The following is a 22,660-nucleotide window of genomic DNA, read 5'->3' on the forward strand; positions in this document are numbered from 1 at the left end:
GTCTAAAGCCATTTCCCGCAAACACTCGATACGATGAGCGAAGCGAGTCTTCGTCACTCCTCCCAGATCGAGGCGACGCCAACAGCCTCTCCCTTTGGGAGGGGTTCTAAAGTCATTTCCCGCTGGTGCCGTCCAACGAACCTACGGCAGTTCCACTGACGGTGGTAACGATCACGATTGTTGCATCAAATCGTTCCGCCTCGGGCGTCGACGCGAGCACCGTACTTCGCCGCGAGTGGATTGGCCGACAGTCCGTGCAACACGATGCTCAAAACGATCGTCCAGACCACCACCGCCACAATCGTATCGCTGCCCGGTAACTTTTCGCCGACGACCATCACCAGGAATACAATACTGGCCAGTCCCCGGGGCCCAAACCAGCCCATGAATAGCAACGTGTCTTGGCGGAAACCTTTTCCGATCAGGCACAAGAAGACAGGTAACATCCGAATAACGGTCAGGCTGAGAAGTGCGTACAGCAATACTTGCCAACTGAACCCCGCCTGCAACAGACCGAGGATCACGGTCCCGAATGTAAACCAAGTCACCATGGTGACCGCGTCGGCCGTCCCTTCGGCGGCATCCAAGAATTGTTCTTTGTGCTGCTTGGTTAAGGCTCCAAAAGTCAGACCTCCAACGAACGACGCGATGAATCCGGAGCCTCCCAGCCACTGCGCCAAACCAAAACAGAGCAGGGCGAGGGCAATGACCGGCATCTGCAACCAAGTGTCGGATACCCAACCGCGGCTCGCGCAGTGTCGCAGAGCAAAGCCGCCCACCAGCGCAAGTGCAAGACCAATCGCCACTCCGATCCCAATGACTTGCGATGGCAATTGCATCAAGAGCCCAGACGATTCGGCAGCTTCAACCGAACCGGATGCCAGTGCGATAAAGAACAAGATCACCGGCACGCAGATGCCGTCATTCAAACCACTCTCGACATTCAGGCTCTCCCGCACCTTCGCAGGCACGGCTGGATTCGTGACAACCGCTTTCCCGAGCGCCGCATCCGTGGGCGCCAGCATGGTTGCGATCAGCGCGATTTCAAAGAAGCTGAGATCACCAAAGATCAACCAAGCCAATCCGAGCCCCAGAGCAATGGTCAGTGGCAAGCCAATCAGCAGGAGACGCACGGGAATTGCCTCGACACGCCGTAAGACGCTCAGGTTGGCATTGGAAGAGTCGGTGAAAAGACAAATCGCGAGCGCAAATTCGGCCAATCGGCTGATGGCCTCACCGTCAACCGACAAGTCAATCAGGCCAAGCACCTGAGGCCCGAAAAGCATGCCCATTGCGACATAAACAAGCGCACCATTGAGCGGCGTCTTCTCGAGCCGCGACGCAATCAGACTGTATGCAAACGCGAATGCGGCGAAAACAGTTAGAATTTGATACTCGGACATGCTTTTCACCTTCGTTTACTCGGCACGTTCGCGAAGCCCGAGCTTGCGTGCCAGCCGCAGGATCCGCGATTGCGTTTCGTCTCCCATCACAGCGCAGGCATCAAAAATTTGCTGCAGAATCGCTTGACATCCCGGTGTGGGTGACCACGGAAAGGCCATTGCATTGCCCGTGCGGTGATTACTTTAGTATGCAGGTGGAAACCACGACATCACATCGCTCATAAAGAGGGCTAAACGAGTGAGGCGTTGGGATGGACGATGGCGGCGGAGCGATTGTTCCCACGCCGCTTGATCATTCCAAGTGGATTCGGCTAGACAGCGGTATTTCCGCCAGGATCCTGCCGGATCACCAGACAGAAAACTCCCCGCCTGCCCCACTCGCTCTTCGAGATACTTGCATTATCGTCATAACTTCACTTAGCGAAAAGACGATAGGTGACCAAGGGGCCACCGCATCCCAACGGAAGGTCAGCTTGTCCGATACGATTCAGCCTGCAATTTGCCCGCCAACGATGTAGCGGGATTGAGATATCCTTTCGCATCACTGAGATTGTCGTAACTGCCACACTCTGGTTGCTATTGACGAGCGGCGCGCGGCAAACGGCAAACGCTTGCAAACTTCTTTCGCCAATCCATCCATGATCTGCCTCCGCGTGAATCATTCTTACGTCGATGGAAACACCAACATTCATCAGCCCTAAGTCTCACGCGGAAAACGATTTCAGCAAATATCAAGATGTTCACAGCAGTGGGTTGGAAGCCTGTCGTGTTTGCTATCGTTTCATTGTTCGGTCCATTTGCTTCATCTAAGTCTACGGGTTCATTCTTTGACAGGCGGGAAGCCTATCCCACTTGCCATCTTCAATCGAGTGATGGAATAGGGCGGTAGCGTCAAAGGCTGAGTGGAGCCCAGTTCAACCCGCTCGCAGCGCTCAGTGTCCTGCATCGCATCGTCTAAATCCATGTCGCTGCGATGAGTCAATTGAACTGCTTCGAGCAGAGTCAGTGTGGATGCTTTGTCCGACGACGTTATGCGAATCGTGTTGATCTTCCGGATTTTTCCCTGCCGATTGAGCAGGATGACATAAGTGTTGTCCGCCCCTGCCATCGCGACTGCCTCGATATCATTGAGGGTATTCTTGCCGTCGCCCTCAAACGTCACAGGGACCACAGCGTTGCAGTTGCGGATTGCGTCTTTAAACAACGAGAAGTGAGTGTAAGTCAAGTGTTCGTGGTCGCCGATTCCTTGCTTTCCGCCAGTGAAGTCAAAGAAGTGTTGGAAAGAATGCCAATGTGCCACGTTTACTGCGGGATGCTTGATGAATCGCAGCAACATCAAGTCGGTATGAAGCGCTCCCAAGTGGGAGTATCGCAAGCCGTATTGTTTCAAGCTTCCTCCGAAGCCCCCCACGCCAAACTCCGTCATCCAAATCGCTTTACCGGGAAACATCTCCTGCAGCGAAGCCAGCGAGCGATCCATTGCCTCATCAAGATACTTTTCGCAGTTCTGATAACCTTCTAAATGCGGAATAAAATCGGCGGGTTTAGTTTGGTTGTTCATGCCAGTCAAGGAATAGACGTGCATGATCACCGCGTCGAAGAATGTTTCGCCCTTGAGCGCCGTGATCCAGCCATACTGGTGGTTCATCGCAGAGGGTCGATCGTCACTGAGGAAGTCGCTGTTCTGATACAAATGTGTTGGGACCAGTACACCGACTTCCGTCTCCGGTAGTTCTTTGCGAATGACGGCGGTGATTTTCTTCGCCCGCTCGGCGTATTCCGCTCCGCTGGCGAACGCCCACTTGTAGCCGCCGTAGAAAACCTCGTTACCGATCTCGACACGAGCGACTTTGTGGCCTTCACGACTGAGCTTCTCGATCCAAGACTTGTTCTGCTCGAACGTCTGCGTACAAACATTCAAAACCAGGCTGTACGACACATCGTGGTTTTTAACCCACTTTAGCCACGCGTCTGGCGTTCTCCCTTTGCCATCGGTAAATCGAGAGATCTGTTTGTTGTGCCCGCTGTAGTCCCGTGTCGACGGAGAATCATCGTCATAGAAACCGGTAGAGGGGTTGTAAAAATTCGATCCGGTTCCACCGGGAAATCGAAAGAACGGCCGACCGGCCGCAATGTACTTTTCCGCGTACGCCGGGTGGTCGAACCAAACCGGGCGAAAAAGACACTCGTTGTTCGCGCCATAGAGGTTCTGCGAAAGCGGTTGGCGTTGATCGAGGTTGACATCCAAACTGACGAAGTCGTCCGCGCCCGCATTCGTCATGGGAAGCAGAGCAGTCAAACCGATGAAACTGATTACAAAAAAGGTCGAGTAGCATATTCGACACGATAGCCGTTTATTCATTTCTGTTTGCTAAATCAAGAATTTGAATGGGTTATTGTTCATCACAGGAAATGTCGTCGGCAGCCGATTCGTAAACCGAAAAGGACTATTTTACCAGGAGACACTTCATTTGTTTGTCATCGCGAATAATCAGCTTGCCCCGTGACAGTGCCAAGGGAGCCCAGCAGGTAGAGCGATCGAGCAACTGGGCCTGCGAGAGAACGTTGAATCGTTCGGGAGTTGCTTCCAAGAGATAGAGCACACCCTTTTTGCCATCGACGCTGATGATCATGCCGTCCGCCAGGATAAAACCTCCCTTGTCAAACTGCGGGTCTTTCTTCGTCATCCATTTAGCTTCCCCATCAATGGTCCAACAGGTCATGCCGTCCTGTCGGCCCCAGTTGTCCGAACACTGAGCATAAAAATGTCCCTGGTAAACGATGGGCGGATGGACGTGCGTCGCGAAATCGTTCGTCTTGTAAAGTTCTTCGGTTAGGTACCTGTCTCCATTACGCTTCACCTGAAACAGTGCAGATCCAACTTTGTACCCGCCACCGATGTAGAGGCGGTTCTGCCCAGCATCGACCACCTGAGGAATGGGGACCGTGCACTGCCAATCTTTGTACTGCCAAAGTATCTCTCCGGTATCGAGATCGAGTCCGACCACGCCTTGATAGGGGATGACCGATTGCTTGCCCTGCCAGTCAAAGGGTGATGCAACCATGGCTAGATGATCCTGTCCGTCGATACTGACCACGTTGGGATTCGTATAGCCATAGTGACCGAGAGGCGGGGACTCCCAGCGAACTTGTCCCGTCTTCTTATCGCGAGCGACCACGCCAACTTGCGCGGTTTGTGGAGCGATGATCACAAGGTCCCCGTAAATGAGGGGATTCTGTGCCAGACCCCATGCAGGCTTACTTTGGACCTTGTAGTCGTTCCAGAAATTTTCACTCCAAACGACTTCATGCGTATTCAGATCCAGGCAGATCAGATCACCGTACCCACCGCAGATGTAGGCATGATCGCCATCGATCGTGGGAACGGATCGTGATCCTTCCCGCATAAATTTGCCCTCGGTTAGATAGCCGTAGTTCCACAGCTCCTCGCCGGTTTTCAGGTCGTAGCACCTGAAGACATCGCGCTCCTTTTCTCGATCCAACAAATAGACTTTGTCCCCGACAATCACCGGGCCTGCAAAACCGCCGCCGACAGGAACCGTCCACAGAACAGGCGGCCCGTTTTCAGGCCACTCGCGCAACAGTCCGGTCTCGTCCGAGATCCCATTTCGATGTGGGCCCATGAACTGAGCCCAATCGGTTCCCTCAAAGTCGATCTGTTGACCGGGGGCAACACGATTCTCCACAACCTTGACAGGCTTCCAATTTGCGGCGGTCGCCTCGGGGTCGATCTCATAATCAAAACGACCTTTTTGCTTGTCCGTTAAAATGCCTGCAAGTTTCTTCCGGAATTGATGCTGGTGTTTTCCCCAACTAGTTTTGTTTTCTCGATAGGCATAACCCTCGGCCCCCCAGAACACGAGACCCAGCTCGGTAATCTTGTCATTGATCGCCGACATGGCGCGGTAAGACTCCAGCGACTTGATTGCCTTCAGCTGCCGCACGGTCAGGTCAGGGACCAGCACGTGTAACTCCATCGGCAGCCAGGGGAGATTCTCAGCCACGCGGTCCCCATCATCGCTTGGCACTCCTTGCTCCTTTCTCGCCATGGCCCCAGGCGCAGTAGTCCCTTGCTGAAACGGATCTTCACTGGGCTTGCGATTGCGGATGCAGTAAAGAGTCTTCTCACCTCGAATGTAGATGCGGCCACCGGTGAAAGCCGGCGTGGCATCGACCGGCTCACCCATTTCGATGGTGGCAATCTCACGGTAGTTCCTCGCTACATTGAAAATGTGGACGACGCCTTGGCTGTCGACCAGATAGACTCGGTCACCGACTTGGATTGGTGAGGAACGCAGATCCACATCAAAGTGCTGCACCCACAGTTCCTTGCCAGTCGTCTGATCAAGACAGGCGACATCACCGTACGAAGTCGGGATGAATACCAAGCCTCCCGCAGCAAGTGGGCTGGCAATTTCGGGCAAATAGTCGTCGTAGTGCCACATGATCGTGGGCGATTCACCCGTCAGCTTGATCGCCGTGGCTTGAGCGTACTCGTTGGCTACGACAAGGATGTCTTTCCCATTGAAAGCGGGCGACGGTGCCACTTCTCCGCCGAGGCACTCGATCTGCCACAGTTGCTTTCCGGTGACGGGATCGTAGGCGGTGACATTCTTTTCGTCGTTGAGGATGAGTTGCAGACCCTTCGCCGCCCTAATCAACGCTGGGGACGACCATGAAATATGCTCTCGCGCCTTTTGCCAAACCGGCTTACCACTATGACATTCCAACGCGATCACTTTCTGGGTTTCGCGATGATCGTATTGAATGAATAGTCGTTGGCCATCACTGATCAGCGAGGATCCCATGCCGTACGGATTGTTGGGCAACCCCAGGTTCTTCTTCCAAACCAGATTGCCATCGAAATCGAAAGCGACCAGGTCTCCTGTGGCGAAAATCGCGAAGACCCGCGTTCCGTCCGATGCCATCGTCGGTGCTGCAAGACCAGCGTCCTCATTCACCTTGGGTCGCTCGACGGAAGTCTCAACGTCCTTGATCCACAGTTGCTTGCCGGTATTCGCATCAAAACAGAAAACCGCTTGCCGCGTCTCGTCTGCGCCCGACATGAAAATGCGGTCGCGCCAGACGATCGGGGAATTGTTTCCTGGCAGCGGTACCTTGGCCGACCACAGGATTCCCTCACCGGTCTTCACATTCCACTCGGTCATCGTGTTGGCTGGCTTGCCCACGCCATAGCCGCCGGGCCCGCGCAGCGACGGCCATTGGTCAGCGAACACCTCCGGCAGACCAGTAGCGGGCAGCGATTGTGCTTGCGCCGACGACGGGAATGTCATCAACGGCAGTGTGATCAGTACAAGAGCGAGCGTGCTACAAAAAGAACCGGCAAGCATTCGAAAACCTGGAATGATGGAAGTGGACGTCCGAGTTGTGGTTTGCTGTTTGTTCATGCGAGAATCCCTAAAACAACTTTGCCCGCGACTTCGTTGAGACGAAAACGAGTGAATTTTTCCATTGCCTTGCACTGAGTTTCATGTCGTGGTCTCAACGCGCACGTGCTGACCAGTAGAACGAACAAAAGACCAAGGAGGGGAGACTTCATTGTGAGAGTCCCTTCAGCTGCTCAGTCGTGGCGGGAAAGGAGAGGTCGAAGCGAACCAGGAACGCCTCGCCTGAACCGAGGCGATAGTCGTGCGCCAGGCCCCATTTCGGGAACTCGGCCGGATGCTTGTCGATATCCTTGAAGTGTCCTTTGCGGAAGAAGGCACCGGCATGCGGCACTTCGGTCACATGCGAGACCAGACGGAAGTTCAGACCATCCTCGGCGTATTGCATCGAATAGAGTTCGGGCCCCTGGCGGACGAATCCGACAACGCCGCTTTGATAGGGGAAGATCATCACCTCGTGCCCGCCGCAAACCACGGGGTTGAGCTTCGATTTGACGAACGGACCTTCGGGACGATCGGCGATGGCCACGCCCCAGCCGATATGGAACGGCTCTCCGTACTGTGTGTCGGCCCCGTGTCCCTTGTAGTAGAGGTAGTACTTCCCGCCTTTGACGATCAGGCACGGATCATGGACCTTGGCGGAGTCGAAGTGACCGGGTTCGCTGGGTGCGAGGATCGGCTGTTTGGACTTGTGCCACGGCCCCTGGGGTGAATCGGCCCAGGCGAACGCGATCTTGTGCGGCCCTTCCTTGTACACATGCGGCGAGGTGGCCACCTGATAGTAAAGGTAGTACTTCCCGTTGGCGACGAGCACGTCGGGCGTGAAGACGCAACGGTCATCATAGGATCCGGCGGGGCCTGGTTCGAGCGCCACACCCTGCTCCTGCCAATGGTATCCGTCCTTGCTGGTGGCGTGCCAGATCGAGACGAAGTCCCACGAGTAAATGCGTTTCCACTTGCCCTTGATGTCCTGCCAGGCCTCCTGCGAACCGCTTTCCTGGCCGACCGGTGGAGTGCCCCAGGACTTGCTGTACCAGATGTGGTAGGTGTCGCCGACGCGGATCGGGCTGGTCGGATCGCGGAACGTGGTGTTCTCGACGAAACCGTCGAGCGCGTGCCGCAGGTGATGGGCCGCCTGCAATTCTTGGTGCGGGTGGTGCAGACGCACGTGATAGACCGTCTTCGGATCCTTGCGGTAAACGGCCACTTTTTTCTGCACGAGCGGATCCTGCGCCGGATCGGCGTTGTAACCGAGCCCGGTGACCAATTTATGGTTGAACTTCGGAAAGAACGTGTTTTCGAGTTCAAACTCCAGGTCGCTTGCCGCATAACGCCTGAACGCCTCGCTGCGATCTTGAGCGCCGCTCACGCCGGACAGAAGAAACAATATCGCGATTGCGCGTAACGTCGATGTCATTCTTGATCTGTCTCGAAAATGGAATGGCGAAATATACTGATTCAGGGGATGCAGGTCGGCAACACCATATCGCACCAGAAATGGGCGCTAGCTATTTGGTTCGAATCGGATCGGTGAGTTTATGCGGATCGGCAAAAGAATCTACCGTCCCAATCAACTCCGCAGGACACGTGTACTTCTCTCCAGATTGGTCGACCGGATGTTTCGACTCAAGGAATGGAATTTCGCCAGCTTCGGTAAGAAAGTCATTCTGCTGCTCCATCCATGAAAAGAGCTCCCGCTTCAAACGTGTTTTGATTTTTGCGTAAGCGGGATCGGCGGCAATGTTCGTCAGTTCCCAGGGATCCGTCTGCGTGTCGAACAACTCTTCCTCGGTCGTGTCGGGGTGCAAATGCGCCCCAAGCCGATGAAACGGATCAACCGCTTTGCCTGCCAACTCGTCGCGTTTGATTTTCTCAAGCGTGTTGAAGTTGCGGATGTAGTGGTATCGCCCGTCGTGCGAAGAGCGTCGTGGGAACACGTGCGTCCCCAAGACGCCTTGTTGCGTCATCAGTCCAAAAACGTATTTGTGGTGCGTGCCCGACGGGTCTTTCAAGATTTTCGCAAAACTCTTTCCGTCAATGTCATCCGCCGATTGTCCGCCGGCAAGTTCAACAAAGGTTGGCAGAACATCTGCGTAATTGGTTAACGCGGACGTTCTCCCTGGCTTCATCTTCCCGGGCCAACGGACCATGAAGGGCACGTTGAGACCGCGATCGTAAACCGTGTACTTCGCGCCCATACCATTGCCGTGATCGGATGAATAAATGAACACGGTGTCCTCGTCGAGCCCATGCTTGTCGAGCAGCCCCAGCACGTCGGCAAGCTCGCTTTCTTTTTTTGCGATGTGGTCGTAGTAACCTGGCAAACCTTTCTTGCCAGTCTTTTTCATGTAGGGATGAATCACAACCTGATCGGCCGGGAACTTTGGCTTTTTAGGATAGGGCCCATGCGGGTAATGGGACGTAATGAACAAGCAAAACGGTTTGTCGGTGTGGTTGGAAAAATAAGCATCCACGTCATCGAGAGGCAACGCTTTATCATTTCTGCTGGTCGGAGTGCTCCAGCGAAAGACAGACGTTGGTTTGACGTGCACCTTTCCGATCAATGACACATCGTAGCCCAGCGGTGTAAGCGCGTCGAAGATGGTTTTCGTTCCTTTACGCGATGACGTGTGCTGGACGAATAGGCCGTTGCGAATCGGATACAGACCCGTGAACAGCACGGCACGACTGGGAGCGCACACGGCTTGCGGCGTGAACATTTTGTCAAAAACCAAACTCTCTTTCGCCAGACGATCGACCGTTGTCGTCAAGTCAACTGGTAGCCCGTAGCAACCGTAGTCCGCCTTCAGCTGATCATCGCTCAAGAAGAACACGAAATTGGGCGTATCAGCAGCAGCCGGCCGGAGTAGTGTGAGGGCTAACAGGAACGCCAGTACGAGATATCTTGTTCTCACCATGCAAGTTTACTTTTGTGCGAGTTGTTGAAGGATGCGAGACAGTTTTAAGGTGAGATAGGCTTCTAGCCTGTCTTGAGCATGTCGACAGGCTGGAAGCCTATCCCACCTATTTCACTAACAGGCATTTCATTTGTTTATCGTCACGAATGATCAGTTTGCCGCGTGAAAGGGCCAGCGGTGCCCAGCATCTTGATTTGTCAAGCAGTCGAACCTTGGACAGAATCGTGAACTGATTCGGGTTCGCTTCGGTTAGATACAGAATGCCGAACTTGCCATCGACGCTGATGATCAAATCGTCGGCGATGATGAATCCGCCCTTGTTGAAGATCGGCGATTTTTTACTTTGCCACTTCACCTCCCCGTCCAATGACATGCAGGTTAGCCCATCTTGTCGGCCTCGACTGTCGGAACAATGGGCGTAAAAGTGGCCATCGTGAAGGATCGGTGGATGGATGTGCGTGCCGAAGTCCATGGTCTTGAAGATCTCCTCGGTGGCAAACCCATCCTTGTTCTTCTTGACCTCGAACAACGCACAGCCCGACCGGTATCCGGCCCCGACATACAGCCGGTTCTTCCCGGCATCAACAATCGGAGGAATCGGGATGCCGCAGTCCCAGTTCTTGTAGTTCCAAAGAATCTCGCCGGAGTCGGGTGCGATCCCAACGACGCCCTGATAGTCGCTTTTGGATTCGCCTCGCCAGTTGGATGCAGCGGCAACCATGGTCAAATGTTGTTCACCCTCGATCGTGACTAAGCTGGGATTCACATAGCTGTAGTCGCCCAGTGGTTGAGTGGTCCAACGGACGTCGCCGGTCTTTTTGTCAAATGCGACAACTCCAACAATGTCTGTTTGGACCGCGACGATCACGAGGTCTTTGTAAGTCAAAGGATTCTGCGCCACGCCCCACGCGGGAAGTTCCCCTCCCTTGAAATCGCTCCAGAGGTCCTTTCCCCAAACGACCTGTTGCGTGTTGAGGTCGATGCAATGCAGATGGCCGAACCCGCCGCAGATGTAGGCGAGGCCATTCTCGATCGTCGGGACGGTTCGAGACCCCGGATAGATGATCTTTCCGCTGGTGTCGTAAGCGTGCTGCCAGAGTTCATCGCCTGTCTTCAGGTCATAGCACTTGAAAACATCCCGCTGCTCGGCTTCTTCACGATCCAACAAGTAGACTTTGTCGCCGACAATCGCTGGACCTGCATAGCCGTCTCCTACGTTGACCGTCCACAAGACCGGCGGCCCGTTCTCTGGCCATTTCCTCAGCAAGCCCTTCTCTTCCGATTTGCCGGTGCGAGTTGGCCCCATGAACTGTGCCCAGTTGGTCCCCGGAAAGTCAGTGTTCTGATTCGGAGCGACTCGGTTCTCGACCGCCTTTGCCATCGGTGCTGCGTTAAGAGCGGCGGCGCCCGGGCCAAAGGCCTGCTCGAATCCTGCCATTTGCTCGTCCGTCAGGATCTTGGAAACGGCGCTCATAAATTCGTTCGACTGTTTGTAGTAGTCGCTCTTGTTCTTCTTAAAGTCATTGCCTTCGAGCGAAAAGAAGCCCCATCCCCGCGACTGAATGTCTTCCCTGATCGCCAGACACGCCTTGAAGGACGGTAGAGCGGTAAACTGACGCAGTTGCCCAACGGTTAGCGAGCCATCGAGCGTTTCGTGTAAATCCCACGGCATCCAAGACATGTTTGTTGCCAGTTGGTCGTCACCCGGTCTCGGCGTCCATGGCGCTGGTTTGTTGGGAACTGCGTTTTTGGTCGCTGTATTCTTTGCCATTGCGCTACCCTGCTGAAACGGATTCTCACTGGGTTTGCGTTTGCGGATGCAGTAAAGCGATTCCTCCCCTCGAATGTAGATGCAACCATTCGCAAAAGCCGGCGTCGCATAGACTTGCTGGCCCATTTCAATCGTGGCTACCTCGATGTACGACCTCGCCGCTTTGAAAATGTGAACGGTGCCTTCAAAGTCAATCTGATAGATTCGGTCTCCTACTTGGATTGGTGAGGACAGCAGATCCACATCAAAGTGATGCACCCATAGTTCCTTGCCAGTCGTCTCATCAAGACAGGCGACATCACCGTACGAAGTTGGGATAAAGACCAAGCCTCCCGCAGCAAGTGGGCTGGCAATTTCGGGCAAATAGTCGTCGTAGTGCCACATGATCCTGGGCGATTCACCCGTCAGCTTGATCGCCGTGGCTTGAGCGTACTCGTTGGCTACGACAAGGATGTCTTTCCCATTGAAAGCGGGCGACGGTGCCACTTCTCCGCCGAGGCACTCGATCTGCCACAGTTGCTTTCCGGTGACGGGATCGTAGGCGGTGACATTCTTTTCGTCGTTGAGGATGAGTTGCAGACCCTTCGCCGCCCTAATCAACGCTGGGGACGACCATGAAATATGCTCTCGCGCCTTTTGCCAAACCGGCTTACCACTATGACATTCCAACGCGATCACTTTCTGGGTTTCGCGATGATCGTATTGAATGAATAGTCGTTGGCCATCACTGATCAGCGAGGATCCCATGCCGTACGGATTGTTGGGCAACCCCAGGTTCTTCTTCCAAACCAGATTGCCATCGAAATCGAAAGCGACCAGGTCTCCTGTGGCGAAAATCGCGAAGACCCGCGTTCCGTCCGATGCCATCGTCGGTGCTGCAAGGCCAGCATCTTTATTCACCTTGGGCCGCTGTACCGACGTCGCAACGTCTTTGATCCAAAGCTGCTTGCCGGTATTGGCATCGAAACAAAATACCGATTGCCGCATCTCGTCTGCACCCGACATGAAAACGTGGTCGCGCCAGACGATCGGGGAGTTGTTTCCCGCTAGTGGTACCTTGGCCGACCACAGGATTCCCTCACCGGTCTGCACATCCCACTGGGTCATCGTGTTGGCCGGTTTCCCCACGCCATAGCCGCCGGGCCCGCGTAGCGACGGCCATTGCTCAGCGAATCCTTTCGGCAAGCCAGCACCTGACGGGTCGGCTGCTCGCGCCGATGCCAGGAGTGTGGTGAACACGAGAGCGAGGACAACATGACGGAGTCCAGCAATCGTTAGCTGCATGGCGTTGGCCACCGGCGTTTTCCCTCGTTTGCAACACGTTGCTCCTGTGACGCTCGCGGTAATCCCGTAGCCATTCGCTAACACAATTATACTCCCTGAGGGCAGATTTGACATGATCGAGTGTATGCTGATTAGTTCTGGATGTTCGCTGCGTTGAAGGTGATCGCCGTTCCACTTGACTTGGGGTTTTTCTGCCCCGTTGCCTCGATCCGCAAGGTATGGGCGCCGGCTTCGAGCTCGCCGCCCGTATATCCGGTGACGTCAAATTCCTGCTGGGCGCTGTAGAGATCCAAACGACCTACGTTCTTTCCATCGAGAATGATGTCGGCGATGCCGAGCCCGGGGCCTGTTACCGTTTTGTATTCGATTGCAGTGCCGTAGAAAGGCACTTCCACCGCGTATCCAGCGCCCCCATTGAACTTGTAGTAGGTGCCAAGGTAGGCCTTCGGACTGCTGATTTTTGCGTATTGCCTCGGCTTCGCGATGAAGATTTCGGGACAAACCTCATCGTCGTACATGTCGTAATCTTTCATCAGCTTGGAAGTGTTGAAAACGATTGGAATTTCCCGACCCGCCGGATCCTTGAAGCTGAAGAACACATCCTTGGCCAGGAACTGGGTCTGATAAAAAACATCTTCCCAGCTGTTTCCGTTGTCGGTAGAACGGAAGACGCCGTCGATGGTCGGCGCGAAGATGGTTTTGTCCTTGGTGTAGTTGGAAGAAAAGGCCAGCCCCGTGTAGAGGAACTTCCCTTTGAGACCAAAATAGCTCCAGGTCGCACCATTGTCGGTGGATTTCAGAACGCCTTCGCCGAAGGTTGTCACATAGAGGGTCTGATCACGGGCATAGTCGGGGGAAAAAGTAAGGTTGTTGACATACTGCCCGTTCAGATTCATGTCGGTTTGGGTGAAAGATTCTCCGTTGTCGGAGGAGCGATGGATCTTACCGTCCTTGTCCATCAGGTAGATCAGCCCGTCGTTATCCACATTGGGAGAAATGAACATCTGTTGAATGCCGACCTTATTAAAGATGTTCTTCCAGGTATCCCCCTTGTCGGTCGACATTGACACGCCCGAACTGGACGCGCAGTACATTCGATCTTGCGTGGAAGTTTTGGGGCTGAATGCAAAGCTGTTGACGTAGCAGTCACCTCGTTCCACATAAACCTGCTTCACCTCTTTGGTTTTGTCGTTGAACTTAAAGACCATTCTTCTATCCTTCACGCCGAGCACATGACGCGGGACCAAGAACACCAACATGACGCCATCGTCCTTGAAGTTGTTGGAAACACCCAACTCGCGAAACAGCGATGGCTTGTCATAGATTTTTCTTGGATTCAGCTCGGGAATGCGGGACCACGAACGACCGGAATCGGTTGATCGATAGGGGCCAGTGGCAATGTCCACCACAAAGATCGAGTTGTCGTTCTCATAATTGGGCGAGAGCACCATGCCGTTGGCAAAGGCCGCCGTGATACCGATGTTCGCCGACTCCCAGGTGTCGCCGTTGTCCGGCGAACGGGAGATCCCGCTGTTATAGGTGGCCGTGAAGAGTTCGGAAGTCCCGGGAGCGGGATGCACATAGTAGGTCCACTTGGTGTTCCAAATATTGATGTGCCGCCAGAACTCGCCACAATCGGTTGTTTTGTAGATGCCGGTGGTCTTGCCTAGGAAGATCGTCTTGTCGTTCTTATAATCGGGTGAGAATCGAATGCTCTTCATCAGGATGTTCGTATGATGCACCCAGCGGCTGAGCCCGTTCGAGCGAGATTCCCATTTCTGGCCCTTGCTGTCGGAAAAGAATACGAAGCCCTTCGCGGTTCCGACCACCATCGTTTTATCGTTTGCATAGTCCGGCGAAAAACGAAGTTTGGCGACATAATCGCCATCGTGCTTAAAAATGTCCTTCCAGGAAGCTCCCGCATTCTCGCTCAGCAGAACGTTCCCATTCTTCAACGCCACCAGAACGTCTGAGTTATTCGCTACATCGATATCAGAAATGATCTCCTGAGCAAAACCCGGGCTGAGCGCCGCCCACTTTCCCGTTTTCAAATCCATGACGTCGACCGTTCCCGACAGATAGTCGATGTGTTCCATGCCCTTCACCATTTTTTGTTCTTGATAGTACACCGCATGGGCGTATAGCTTTCCGCCGGAAACGATCAGCTTGCCAAACGTCACCTTGTCCTTCGGTAGCAGGGTCCTGATATCCCGGCCCTCGTTCCCGACGAGATGAATGCCCTGAGTGGTTAGGACATACAGATCTTTCGACTTGGTGTAATCGGGTGCGGTGCAGATATGCAGCACTTCCTCTTCAGCAAATTGCTCTTGCAGCACCCAACTCTCACCGCGATCGGACGATTTGTAATAGCCTTTTGAAGAAACCGTATAGACAGTTCCGTCGTTCTTAAAGTCGGGCGAATAGGTATGTCCGGTAACCAATACCCGGCCCATGCCTGCGTGCGTTTCCTGAAAAAGTTCGCCATGGCTGTGTGAGATCAGATGTGCCTCGCCGAACTGGGTCGACGAAGCCAAGACCATACCCGTCTCGGCATAATCAGGACTCGGATCCAAAGAATAGATAATGTCATGCGGTACGTGAGCGTAGACGTACCCAGACATTACAGAGGACGTCAACGCAACAGTGAATACAATGAATGTCACTCGGCGTAGTTTATTCATGACGGTAAATCGACCTTTGATGGAATTTCTATTTCTGTAAGGCGGCTTTGCCGCAAACTGTAGCGGAAGTCGTCAAGACTTTCGGGCCGCGCAATTCAAACGGGACGAAACTCTTGACGAGTTCCGCTACTACCAAATCGCCACCGTAAGACAACAATTGATAGAGTGCCCCTTACTCGAATTGCATCAAGTGCTTCTTGAGGGTCTCTGCTTTGGCTCGCATTTTCTCTATTTCCTGTTCTGTGAGCTTCCTGGAGGAATCGGCATGGAAGGAGTTTGGTCCGCCAACATCTTCGCGGGCGAACGATGCCAGCACCTGTTCCATTTGCTCCTTTTCTTTCTGCTGCAGTGCGGAAAGATTCGAGAAGTCCTTGATCTGTGGGAACTGATCCAAGTCGGAAGGTATCTGGCTCGCGTCCCACCAATCCCCGTTCCCATCACGCATCAAGTGCAGGCCGCGGACCATTTGGTTCTGGCCCTTGAATCCGTAGATCCAGTCGCGATGGTGGTCCTGTTGTTTTGTCAGGTAGGGCCAGAGGCTCTTGCCGCTGAGCTCGTACTCTTCTTGCGACGGCAGTTGCGTTCCCATGATGTCCGCCAAGGTCGGGAGCATATCGGACAGGTCAGAGACAACATTCTGCGCGCCCTGAACCAATTCGGGCTGTCCAGGTGCGTAGACCACAAACGGAACGTGCATGCCGCGTTGCCGGACAACCGACGCTTTCCATCCTTTGGTGCCGTTGTCCGACAAGAAGATGACGACCGTATTGTCCAACTCGCCCATCTCTTTTAGTTTTGTGATGTATTGCCACATCTGGTAATCGAGATATTCGATCTGATATTTCAGCTCGTCCGGAGTAATGTTTTCCTTCTTGTAGGTTGTGCTGAGCGTATTGACAGGGCCGTTGGCTGTGATTTTTGGCTCGTGTCGTGTGTAGGTTTGTGCCTCGGCATCCCAAGTGAGTTTTGGTGTGCCGGGCCACGTCATGTTGTGCCGCGGACTTGCCATGTCCACCGCCTGATGTCCGAGGTGCGAGGTGTGATAAACGAAGAACGGCTTGTCCTGCTGGTTTGTTCGTTCCATGAAGTCGAGGATGTGATCCATTTCGATGTCGGGCCCGTAGTCACTGATCTCCGTTTTCTGCCACGAGAAAGGCTCGTCCGGATGACTCGGATGATTCGCGACTTGAACCTCCGGCCACCACAAGAACGAATCGGAATTCCAGAATTGTTTGTTTTTTACATTCCTGAAGTGTTCGTAGGGACTCGTTCCGCGGACGTCGGGTTCCCCCGGAGTAAACACGCACTGGTCGAATCCGAACCGCGTGTAGCTCGCTCCGAAAGTGACATGAGTTTTCCCCGCCCAGATCGATTGATACCCCGCTTGCTTTGCCACCTGACCAATCATCAGTGGAGAACTGTCGGGGACTTGATAGATGCCGCCTCTGGCGAGCTTTCCCATTTGTCCATTGTCCCACCACTTGGTGAGATGCGCGTAGCGGCCGCTCATTAGCATTGCCCGAGTTGGCATGCAGACCGTTGAAGCCCAGACCGTATTGAGAAAGCAGCCTTCCTTGGCCAATCGATCAATCACGGGTGTGGATGCTCGCTCGCCGTAGCATTTGTTGGAGCCGTAGATCGGGAAATCCCGTGCGCTGATATCATCGGCCATCACTACGATCACATTCGGTCGACGTTCTTCTGCGTGGGCGAGGAGCAATGGTCCGGCGAGGACCAGGAGCATCGCAACCGAATAATGGCTAGGTGTTCGCATTGTTATTCTTTTAACGTAGGTGGTTGAATTGTTCGCTTGGGTGTCATTCCGCTCACGTTTGCGTTTAGCATCGAGCGAATGTCTATCTTGATTCTTTGCGACCGTTCCTGGTTCAAACTTCTAACTTCACCCTGCTAATGCCCCCAAAGTGTGTTGCCTCGCAGGTGCCTTTTCCACGTGTCATACAGTCGAATGTCAAGGAGCTTCAATTCATCGGGCGTGGCGGGCTGCGGCGCGTACGAGTAGACAGCGTGGTTCATTTCGGTGATCGCCTGGATCAGTTTCACACGCGGGTTGCCGTGGATGTCATGCAATCCATTCTGATTATTCTTCTTCAGCGTCGCGCCACCCTGGTCAAACATGCAGGCGCAATAGGAGACGCCTAAAACCTGCGGGTCCTTATAGTGTCGCATCAGGTTGGCCTTGTAGACCTCGGCTCGTGCATCATGGGATTCGAGGCCAGCGTGGCGGTTATCCATGCCAGGGTAGTGCCAACCGAAGTAGTCGTCGGAGATGAGGATCGGAAGGCTGGCCGCTTCAGCAAGCTGATGAACGGAAATGTCCTTATTGATATGCTGCGGCGCGACCATGTCGACGTAGGGCGCCATGGCCTTGGAGGTCTCGGCTGAGAGGGCGAACTCCTTGACGAACGAACCGAAGATCAAGTGGTTCGAGTCCCAGCGACGGATTGCATCGTAGCCGGTCTTGTAGAGCGTAATCGCCATGTGCGCCAGGATCGCCTCGAAGTCCTCGACCTGCCTGGGGTCAAGTTGACTCCGAACCTTCGCGTAGTTGCGACGTTCCATGCGCGTATCGAAAACCAGTTCTTCCGTTCGTTTCAAGTCGGTGATCCGGTTCAGGGAAACGCCGTACACCTCATTGAACTTTTTGACATCATTCTCATAACGCGTGACAAGCAGATCGACGATTGCGTTGCGACCGTGGCTACCCGCTGGCAGCGAAAGGTACTGATTCACCCAAATCTCGGAATGATTGAAGGCGCCGAACCCGTAGTAGTAACCCATTACGAGCTGGTCGTCTTTCACGGGCGCACATGCTGCTTTGGCCCTGGCCTCGATCATCTCCGCATAGGCGGGGTCGAAGATGTCTGGAAGGTCTTCCCCTTCGACGAACTCCCACGGATGTTTCAGCAGAATCACGCCCACGGCGAATGGGAAGTTATCCTCTCGGAAGAGCGCCTCGACCTTAGGGATTTCGACGAAACCGTTCAGGTTGCGTTCTGGACTGGTGGCACTGCCAAGCGCGCAATTGAAACCCATCGTCCGCGCCCTGGCCAAGGAATCCTTCATCCAGGCGTCTTTGTCGCCTCCGTAGACGTTCTGGCATGCAACGTCGCTTTCGCCCGAATAGAGATGGCTCAGTGCAACGGGAAAGAAGACATTCCCGTCAGGCGTAACGAACCAGTGACGCCCGTTGATCTGCTCCAGATGAAAGAACCCAGTCTTCTCGCCCTGAATGCCGGTCCATCCGCCGTACCTGTCCAACTCGGCGCCGCCCGCCGCGCGAACCACCGTCGCCATCGTAAGCAGGAGAGTTGTGAAGATTGCGATTGTCGCAATTTGTCTAGTGCGTTTTCGTGTGAGCAAGCGTGTCATCGCATCTCTCGTTTCTGGACTACCGGGTTGTGGCAGGTGGAGTTTCAAAAAACGGTTCGTTGATGCTCAGGGAATGTCCCACAAAGTGAACTTGTAAACCACGAGACGGCAAATTGATATTTTTTCGGCGGAACTCCCGAAAAATCGCCCCCTTGTGCCCCCGTCGTGACGGTCACCAAATCGTGAAAAAGGTGCCCATCCCTTTCACGTCGCTGACGGTTCATTTCCGCTCAATAATCGTATCCCGGTCGAGTTTCTGCTGCTCCTTCTTGACCCGGTTCAACAGGCCGCCTGAAAGGCCGGCGCGTGAGGAGAAGAATGCGGCTTCGTCATAACGCCCCGGGTAGGTTCGTTTGAATTCCGGCCGATGAATATCGCGACTCAAATCGCAATCGAATCGGGCCAGCGTGAAATGAGTGTCGTCCGTCCATTTCCAGGGATTGTTCGGGTCGAGCGGTGGCGGGATGTGGAACAGTCCCCAAGTGATGCCGCGGCCATCCCCGTTGTCGGCAAACGCATCCGGCACAAACGGCCCCGGCGCGAGTGGTGGCATTTCAATGCTGGACATGATTTCAAAATTCACGCCATCGGGAGCGAACTGCACGGTGTTCTTCTCCGGTCCATCCAGACTCGTAATCGCAGCGATTCCTCCCTTCCATGGAAACAGGCAAGTCTCATGCCCTGAATTGATCACGGGATTCAGCGGATGCTTCGTGAACGGGCCGAGTGGGTTCTCTGCGATCGCGACCCCTTGCGCGCGAACAAGTTCGATACCGGATGAATCGCCTTGCGCATGGGCTGGCTGCCCTTTGTAATAGAGATAGATCTTGCCCTTGTAAACGATCGGAAAAGGATCGTGGATGGCGGTGGCGTCCCATTCATCGCTGCGGCCAAAATCAACAACCACACGCCCAAGCTGACGCCAAGGTCCCCGCGGAGAGTCGGCCTCGGCCACCGTCACGGCAGCAATATCGCCGCCTCCGCTGAGAGGGATATCGTTGAATCCCTGGTAGTAAAGGTAGTACTTTCCCTCGAACACAAGAACGTCCGGCGTGGTCACGCTGCGCCAACCATAGTTCGGTTTTGGCGGCCGGGCGACTGCGACTCCCTGTTCCTGCCAGGTAAAGCCATCCTGACTGGTGGCATACCAAATGTCCGCAAGATCCCAATCCGCCGAAGGAATCACGTCGGTCGCCTTGGCCGCACCGCTTGGTGGAGCCGCGGTCTTGCGATGCGTGTACCAGACAAAATACGTTCCGTCGATCTTGAGCACCTTGGTCGGGTCGCGCCGCGACGTATTGTGGCTGTAGTCGAATCCCTGCAAACGAGAGTAACGAAAGTTGCTGTACAGCTCGATTCGGTCATTCTGCGAATCTCCGTGCGTGGAAGCCAAGGCTTCAATCCCCCAAAAATCGTACGCCCGTTGCATCGCTGAGCTCAGCGGTCGGTCGGTCGGCTTGTGGAGCGGCATGATTCCCGGAAACGCTCCGGCGCTATCTTCCTGTTCCGCAACAGGGACGGTAATCGTCGTCGGCGCTTCCTGAGCGAATGCTTGGAATGAAACGACGGGTGCCAGAAGGCAACAAAGTGCCACCGTGCTCGCCATCGTGCAGCGGGTCTTGTCCATGGATAGTCCTCGATCGTGTGCAGTGATCAGCTCTCGTCGTCCTATTTCGGGACGGAGACCGCTTCCCGTTTCTGCTGTTGCTGTAATTTCAGTTCGTTCAATTGCTTGATCTGATTAAGTTCCCACTGCGAAAGCCGTTTGTATTGATCCCATTTGGAGAAGTAACGCTCCATGAGGGAATCCAGCTCCTGCTGGTCACCGGAATTGGTCGAGTGAAGATAGACCGACTTGTTCGTCGACGTGACCGTGCGAATCAGTTGGGGGCGTGGGTTTCCCTGTCGATCGTAGAACCCAGCTTGTTGATTGTATTTCAGAGCTTTTCCGCCTTGGTCATACATACACGCGCAGTAGCTGGCTCCAATGATCCGGGGATCCTTGAAGTTGCGCATCAGATTCGCTTCATACAGTTCCGCGCGGGCAGCATGCGATTCGACACAGCAGTATCCGGGACCGGGGTCGTAGCAAAATCCGATTTCATCGTCGGAAATGATCATCGGCAGGTTAACGGCTTTCGCTAGCGCATTGACAGAAATGTCACGATTGAGGTGTTGCGGCGCAATCACGTCAACATAGGGAGCGACTGCCTTCCAGGAGTCAACCGAAAGTGCCCACTCTTTGACAAAGGAACCGAGGATCAAATGATTCTTGTCCCATCGGCGAATCGCGTCATGACCGATCTTGTAGAGCCTGGTGCACATGAGCGAGATGATTGCCTCAAAGTCATCCAGCATCTCCTGATTCAAGAGGGTCCGCACATCGGGGTAATTGCGATGCTCATAGATCTCGTCGTAGCTCAGCACAGCAGAACTCTTCAATTCGGCTATATCTGAAAGACTCGTTCCATAGATCGTGTTGAAATGCGACGCGTCGTTGTCATATCGCTCGATCAGTAGATTCACGATCGTCTCACGTCCTGCTGTTCTAGCCGGCAAGGACAAATGATGATTTACCCACGTGGCCGCCGAATTGAATGCACCGAACCCGTAAAAATAGCCCATGACAAGTGGATCGTCTTTGTACTTCGGGCAGACTGCGGCAGCACGGGATTTGATCATCTCTTCGTAGGCGGGTTCAAAGATGTCGGGAAGGGTCTCTCCCTCGACGAATTCCCAAGGATGCTTCAGGAGAATGACGCCAACGGAATAGGGAAAGTTGTTCTTGCGAAAAACGGCCTCCACCTTTTCCAGATCGACGAACCCGTTCAGATTTCGTTCGGGGCTAGTGGCGCTTCCCAGCGCACAGTTGAACCCGAGAGCCCTTGCTTTCTTAAAGGAACCATCCAGCCAAGCATCGACGTCTCCCTCATAGACATTGGCACAAGCCAGATCGCTGTCACCGGAATAAAGATGACTGAGAGCGACCGCAAAAAACGCATTCCCCTCAGGAGTGATGAACCAATCACGACCGTTAATTTGCTGGAGATGAAAGAAGCCAGTCCTTTCGCCCTGAATGCTGCGTAAGCCACCATAGGCATCCAGTTCCTCAGCCATTGTTAATGTCGCCATCCCTAAAAGAATCAGAGCCGGCGCAAGGTGGGTCATCGCTCGCTTTGTATCCATGTGTTCATTTTCTCAATTGTTGACGACGCTATTCCGGTCGGCATGACGGTAATTTCCTCTCCACCTGATGGCGACGAGCACGACGAAGGCCGGTGTTATTCCGCTCCGCGTTGTATTCTCAGCCTCATGTAGTAGTAAATGTCAGACAAACCGGTTTTGTAAACCGTCGATGAAGTTTTTTCGGGATGAATGCCGCAATCCCTTTTGGCGAAGACTCTAGTTGTTGACGGTGATTTCCAGGGACGTCTCATGAACGATGCTGGATTTTCGATTCTTCAAGGCGACTTGAGTGCCGAGCGTACTCGGCGGAAACACCCTCGGCAGCACGACCGCCAGTTGCACGATCCCCCCGACGCCAGGGCGAGCTTGGCCTGTTAGAAATTCGGGATTGTGGGCAATCGGTTTTGCGCAGGTTTTATCCCGATAGGGCTATCAGCCATTAGCCGGTGGTTGAACGCAGCGACACCACCGGGATGCGTCGTGCCCTAACGATCATTCATCCCGGAGGGATGGCAGCGGTGCGGCTGCGATCCCGTTGGGATCGGCGTCGCGCGGGCGGAACCCTTTCCCCCGGTGCGCTAACGCGACCGGGGGCTCATCG

Annotated in this window: 11 protein-coding genes; all 11 read right to left on the bottom strand. The window is 54.3% G+C overall.

Features of this window, described 5'->3' with window-relative positions:
• Positions 1-185 precede the first annotated feature (185 nt).
• Positions 186-1,403, bottom strand: coding sequence for a cation:proton antiporter (locus CA13_RS13485; protein ID WP_146397440.1), 1,218 nt, complete (start codon positions 1,401-1,403; stop codon positions 186-188).
• 820 nt (positions 1,404-2,223) lie between these two features.
• Entirely contained in the window at positions 2,224-3,765 is a 1,542-nt protein-coding gene (locus CA13_RS13490; RefSeq protein WP_146397442.1) for a glycoside hydrolase, read from the bottom strand.
• A gap of 85 nt (positions 3,766-3,850) precedes the next feature.
• Positions 3,851-6,832: a PQQ-like beta-propeller repeat protein gene (locus tag CA13_RS13495; RefSeq protein WP_146397444.1), complete on the bottom strand. Its 2,982-nt coding sequence runs from the start codon at positions 6,830-6,832 to the stop codon at positions 3,851-3,853.
• A 148-nt stretch (positions 6,833-6,980) separates the two neighbouring features.
• A complete protein-coding gene (locus CA13_RS13500) occupies positions 6,981-8,246 on the bottom strand; it encodes a family 43 glycosylhydrolase (protein WP_146397446.1) in 1,266 nt (421 codons plus the stop codon).
• A gap of 91 nt (positions 8,247-8,337) precedes the next feature.
• Positions 8,338-9,747, bottom strand: a complete 1,410-nt coding sequence (locus CA13_RS13505) for a sulfatase family protein (protein ID WP_146397447.1) — start codon at positions 9,745-9,747, stop codon at positions 8,338-8,340.
• 106 nt (positions 9,748-9,853) lie between these two features.
• The gene (locus CA13_RS13510) at positions 9,854-12,814 is read right to left on the bottom strand and encodes an outer membrane protein assembly factor BamB family protein (protein WP_419194304.1); all 2,961 of its coding nucleotides are present in this window, start codon (positions 12,812-12,814) and stop codon (positions 9,854-9,856) included.
• A gap of 119 nt (positions 12,815-12,933) precedes the next feature.
• Positions 12,934-15,483 carry a hypothetical protein gene (locus CA13_RS13515; RefSeq protein WP_146397451.1) on the bottom strand — a complete coding sequence of 850 codons (2,550 nt, stop codon included), beginning with the start codon at positions 15,481-15,483 and terminating at the stop codon, positions 12,934-12,936.
• A gap of 172 nt (positions 15,484-15,655) precedes the next feature.
• Complete coding sequence (locus CA13_RS13520) at positions 15,656-17,257, bottom strand: sulfatase-like hydrolase/transferase (protein WP_146397453.1); 1,602 nt, start codon at positions 17,255-17,257, stop codon at positions 15,656-15,658.
• A gap of 134 nt (positions 17,258-17,391) precedes the next feature.
• Positions 17,392-18,798: a hypothetical protein gene (locus CA13_RS13525; protein WP_146397455.1), complete on the bottom strand. Its 1,407-nt coding sequence runs from the start codon at positions 18,796-18,798 to the stop codon at positions 17,392-17,394.
• A 295-nt stretch (positions 18,799-19,093) separates the two neighbouring features.
• On the bottom strand, positions 19,094-20,500 hold the full coding sequence (locus tag CA13_RS13530; RefSeq protein ID WP_419194305.1) for a glycoside hydrolase family 117 protein: 1,407 nt from the start codon (positions 20,498-20,500) through the stop codon (positions 19,094-19,096).
• 41 nt (positions 20,501-20,541) lie between these two features.
• Complete coding sequence (locus CA13_RS13535; RefSeq protein ID WP_146397457.1) at positions 20,542-22,059, bottom strand: hypothetical protein; 1,518 nt, start codon at positions 22,057-22,059, stop codon at positions 20,542-20,544.
• Between the last annotated feature and the right edge of the window lie 601 nt (positions 22,060-22,660).

The organism is Novipirellula herctigrandis (assembly GCA_007859835.1).
GTDB lineage: Bacteria > Planctomycetota > Planctomycetia > Pirellulales > Pirellulaceae > Novipirellula_A > Novipirellula_A herctigrandis.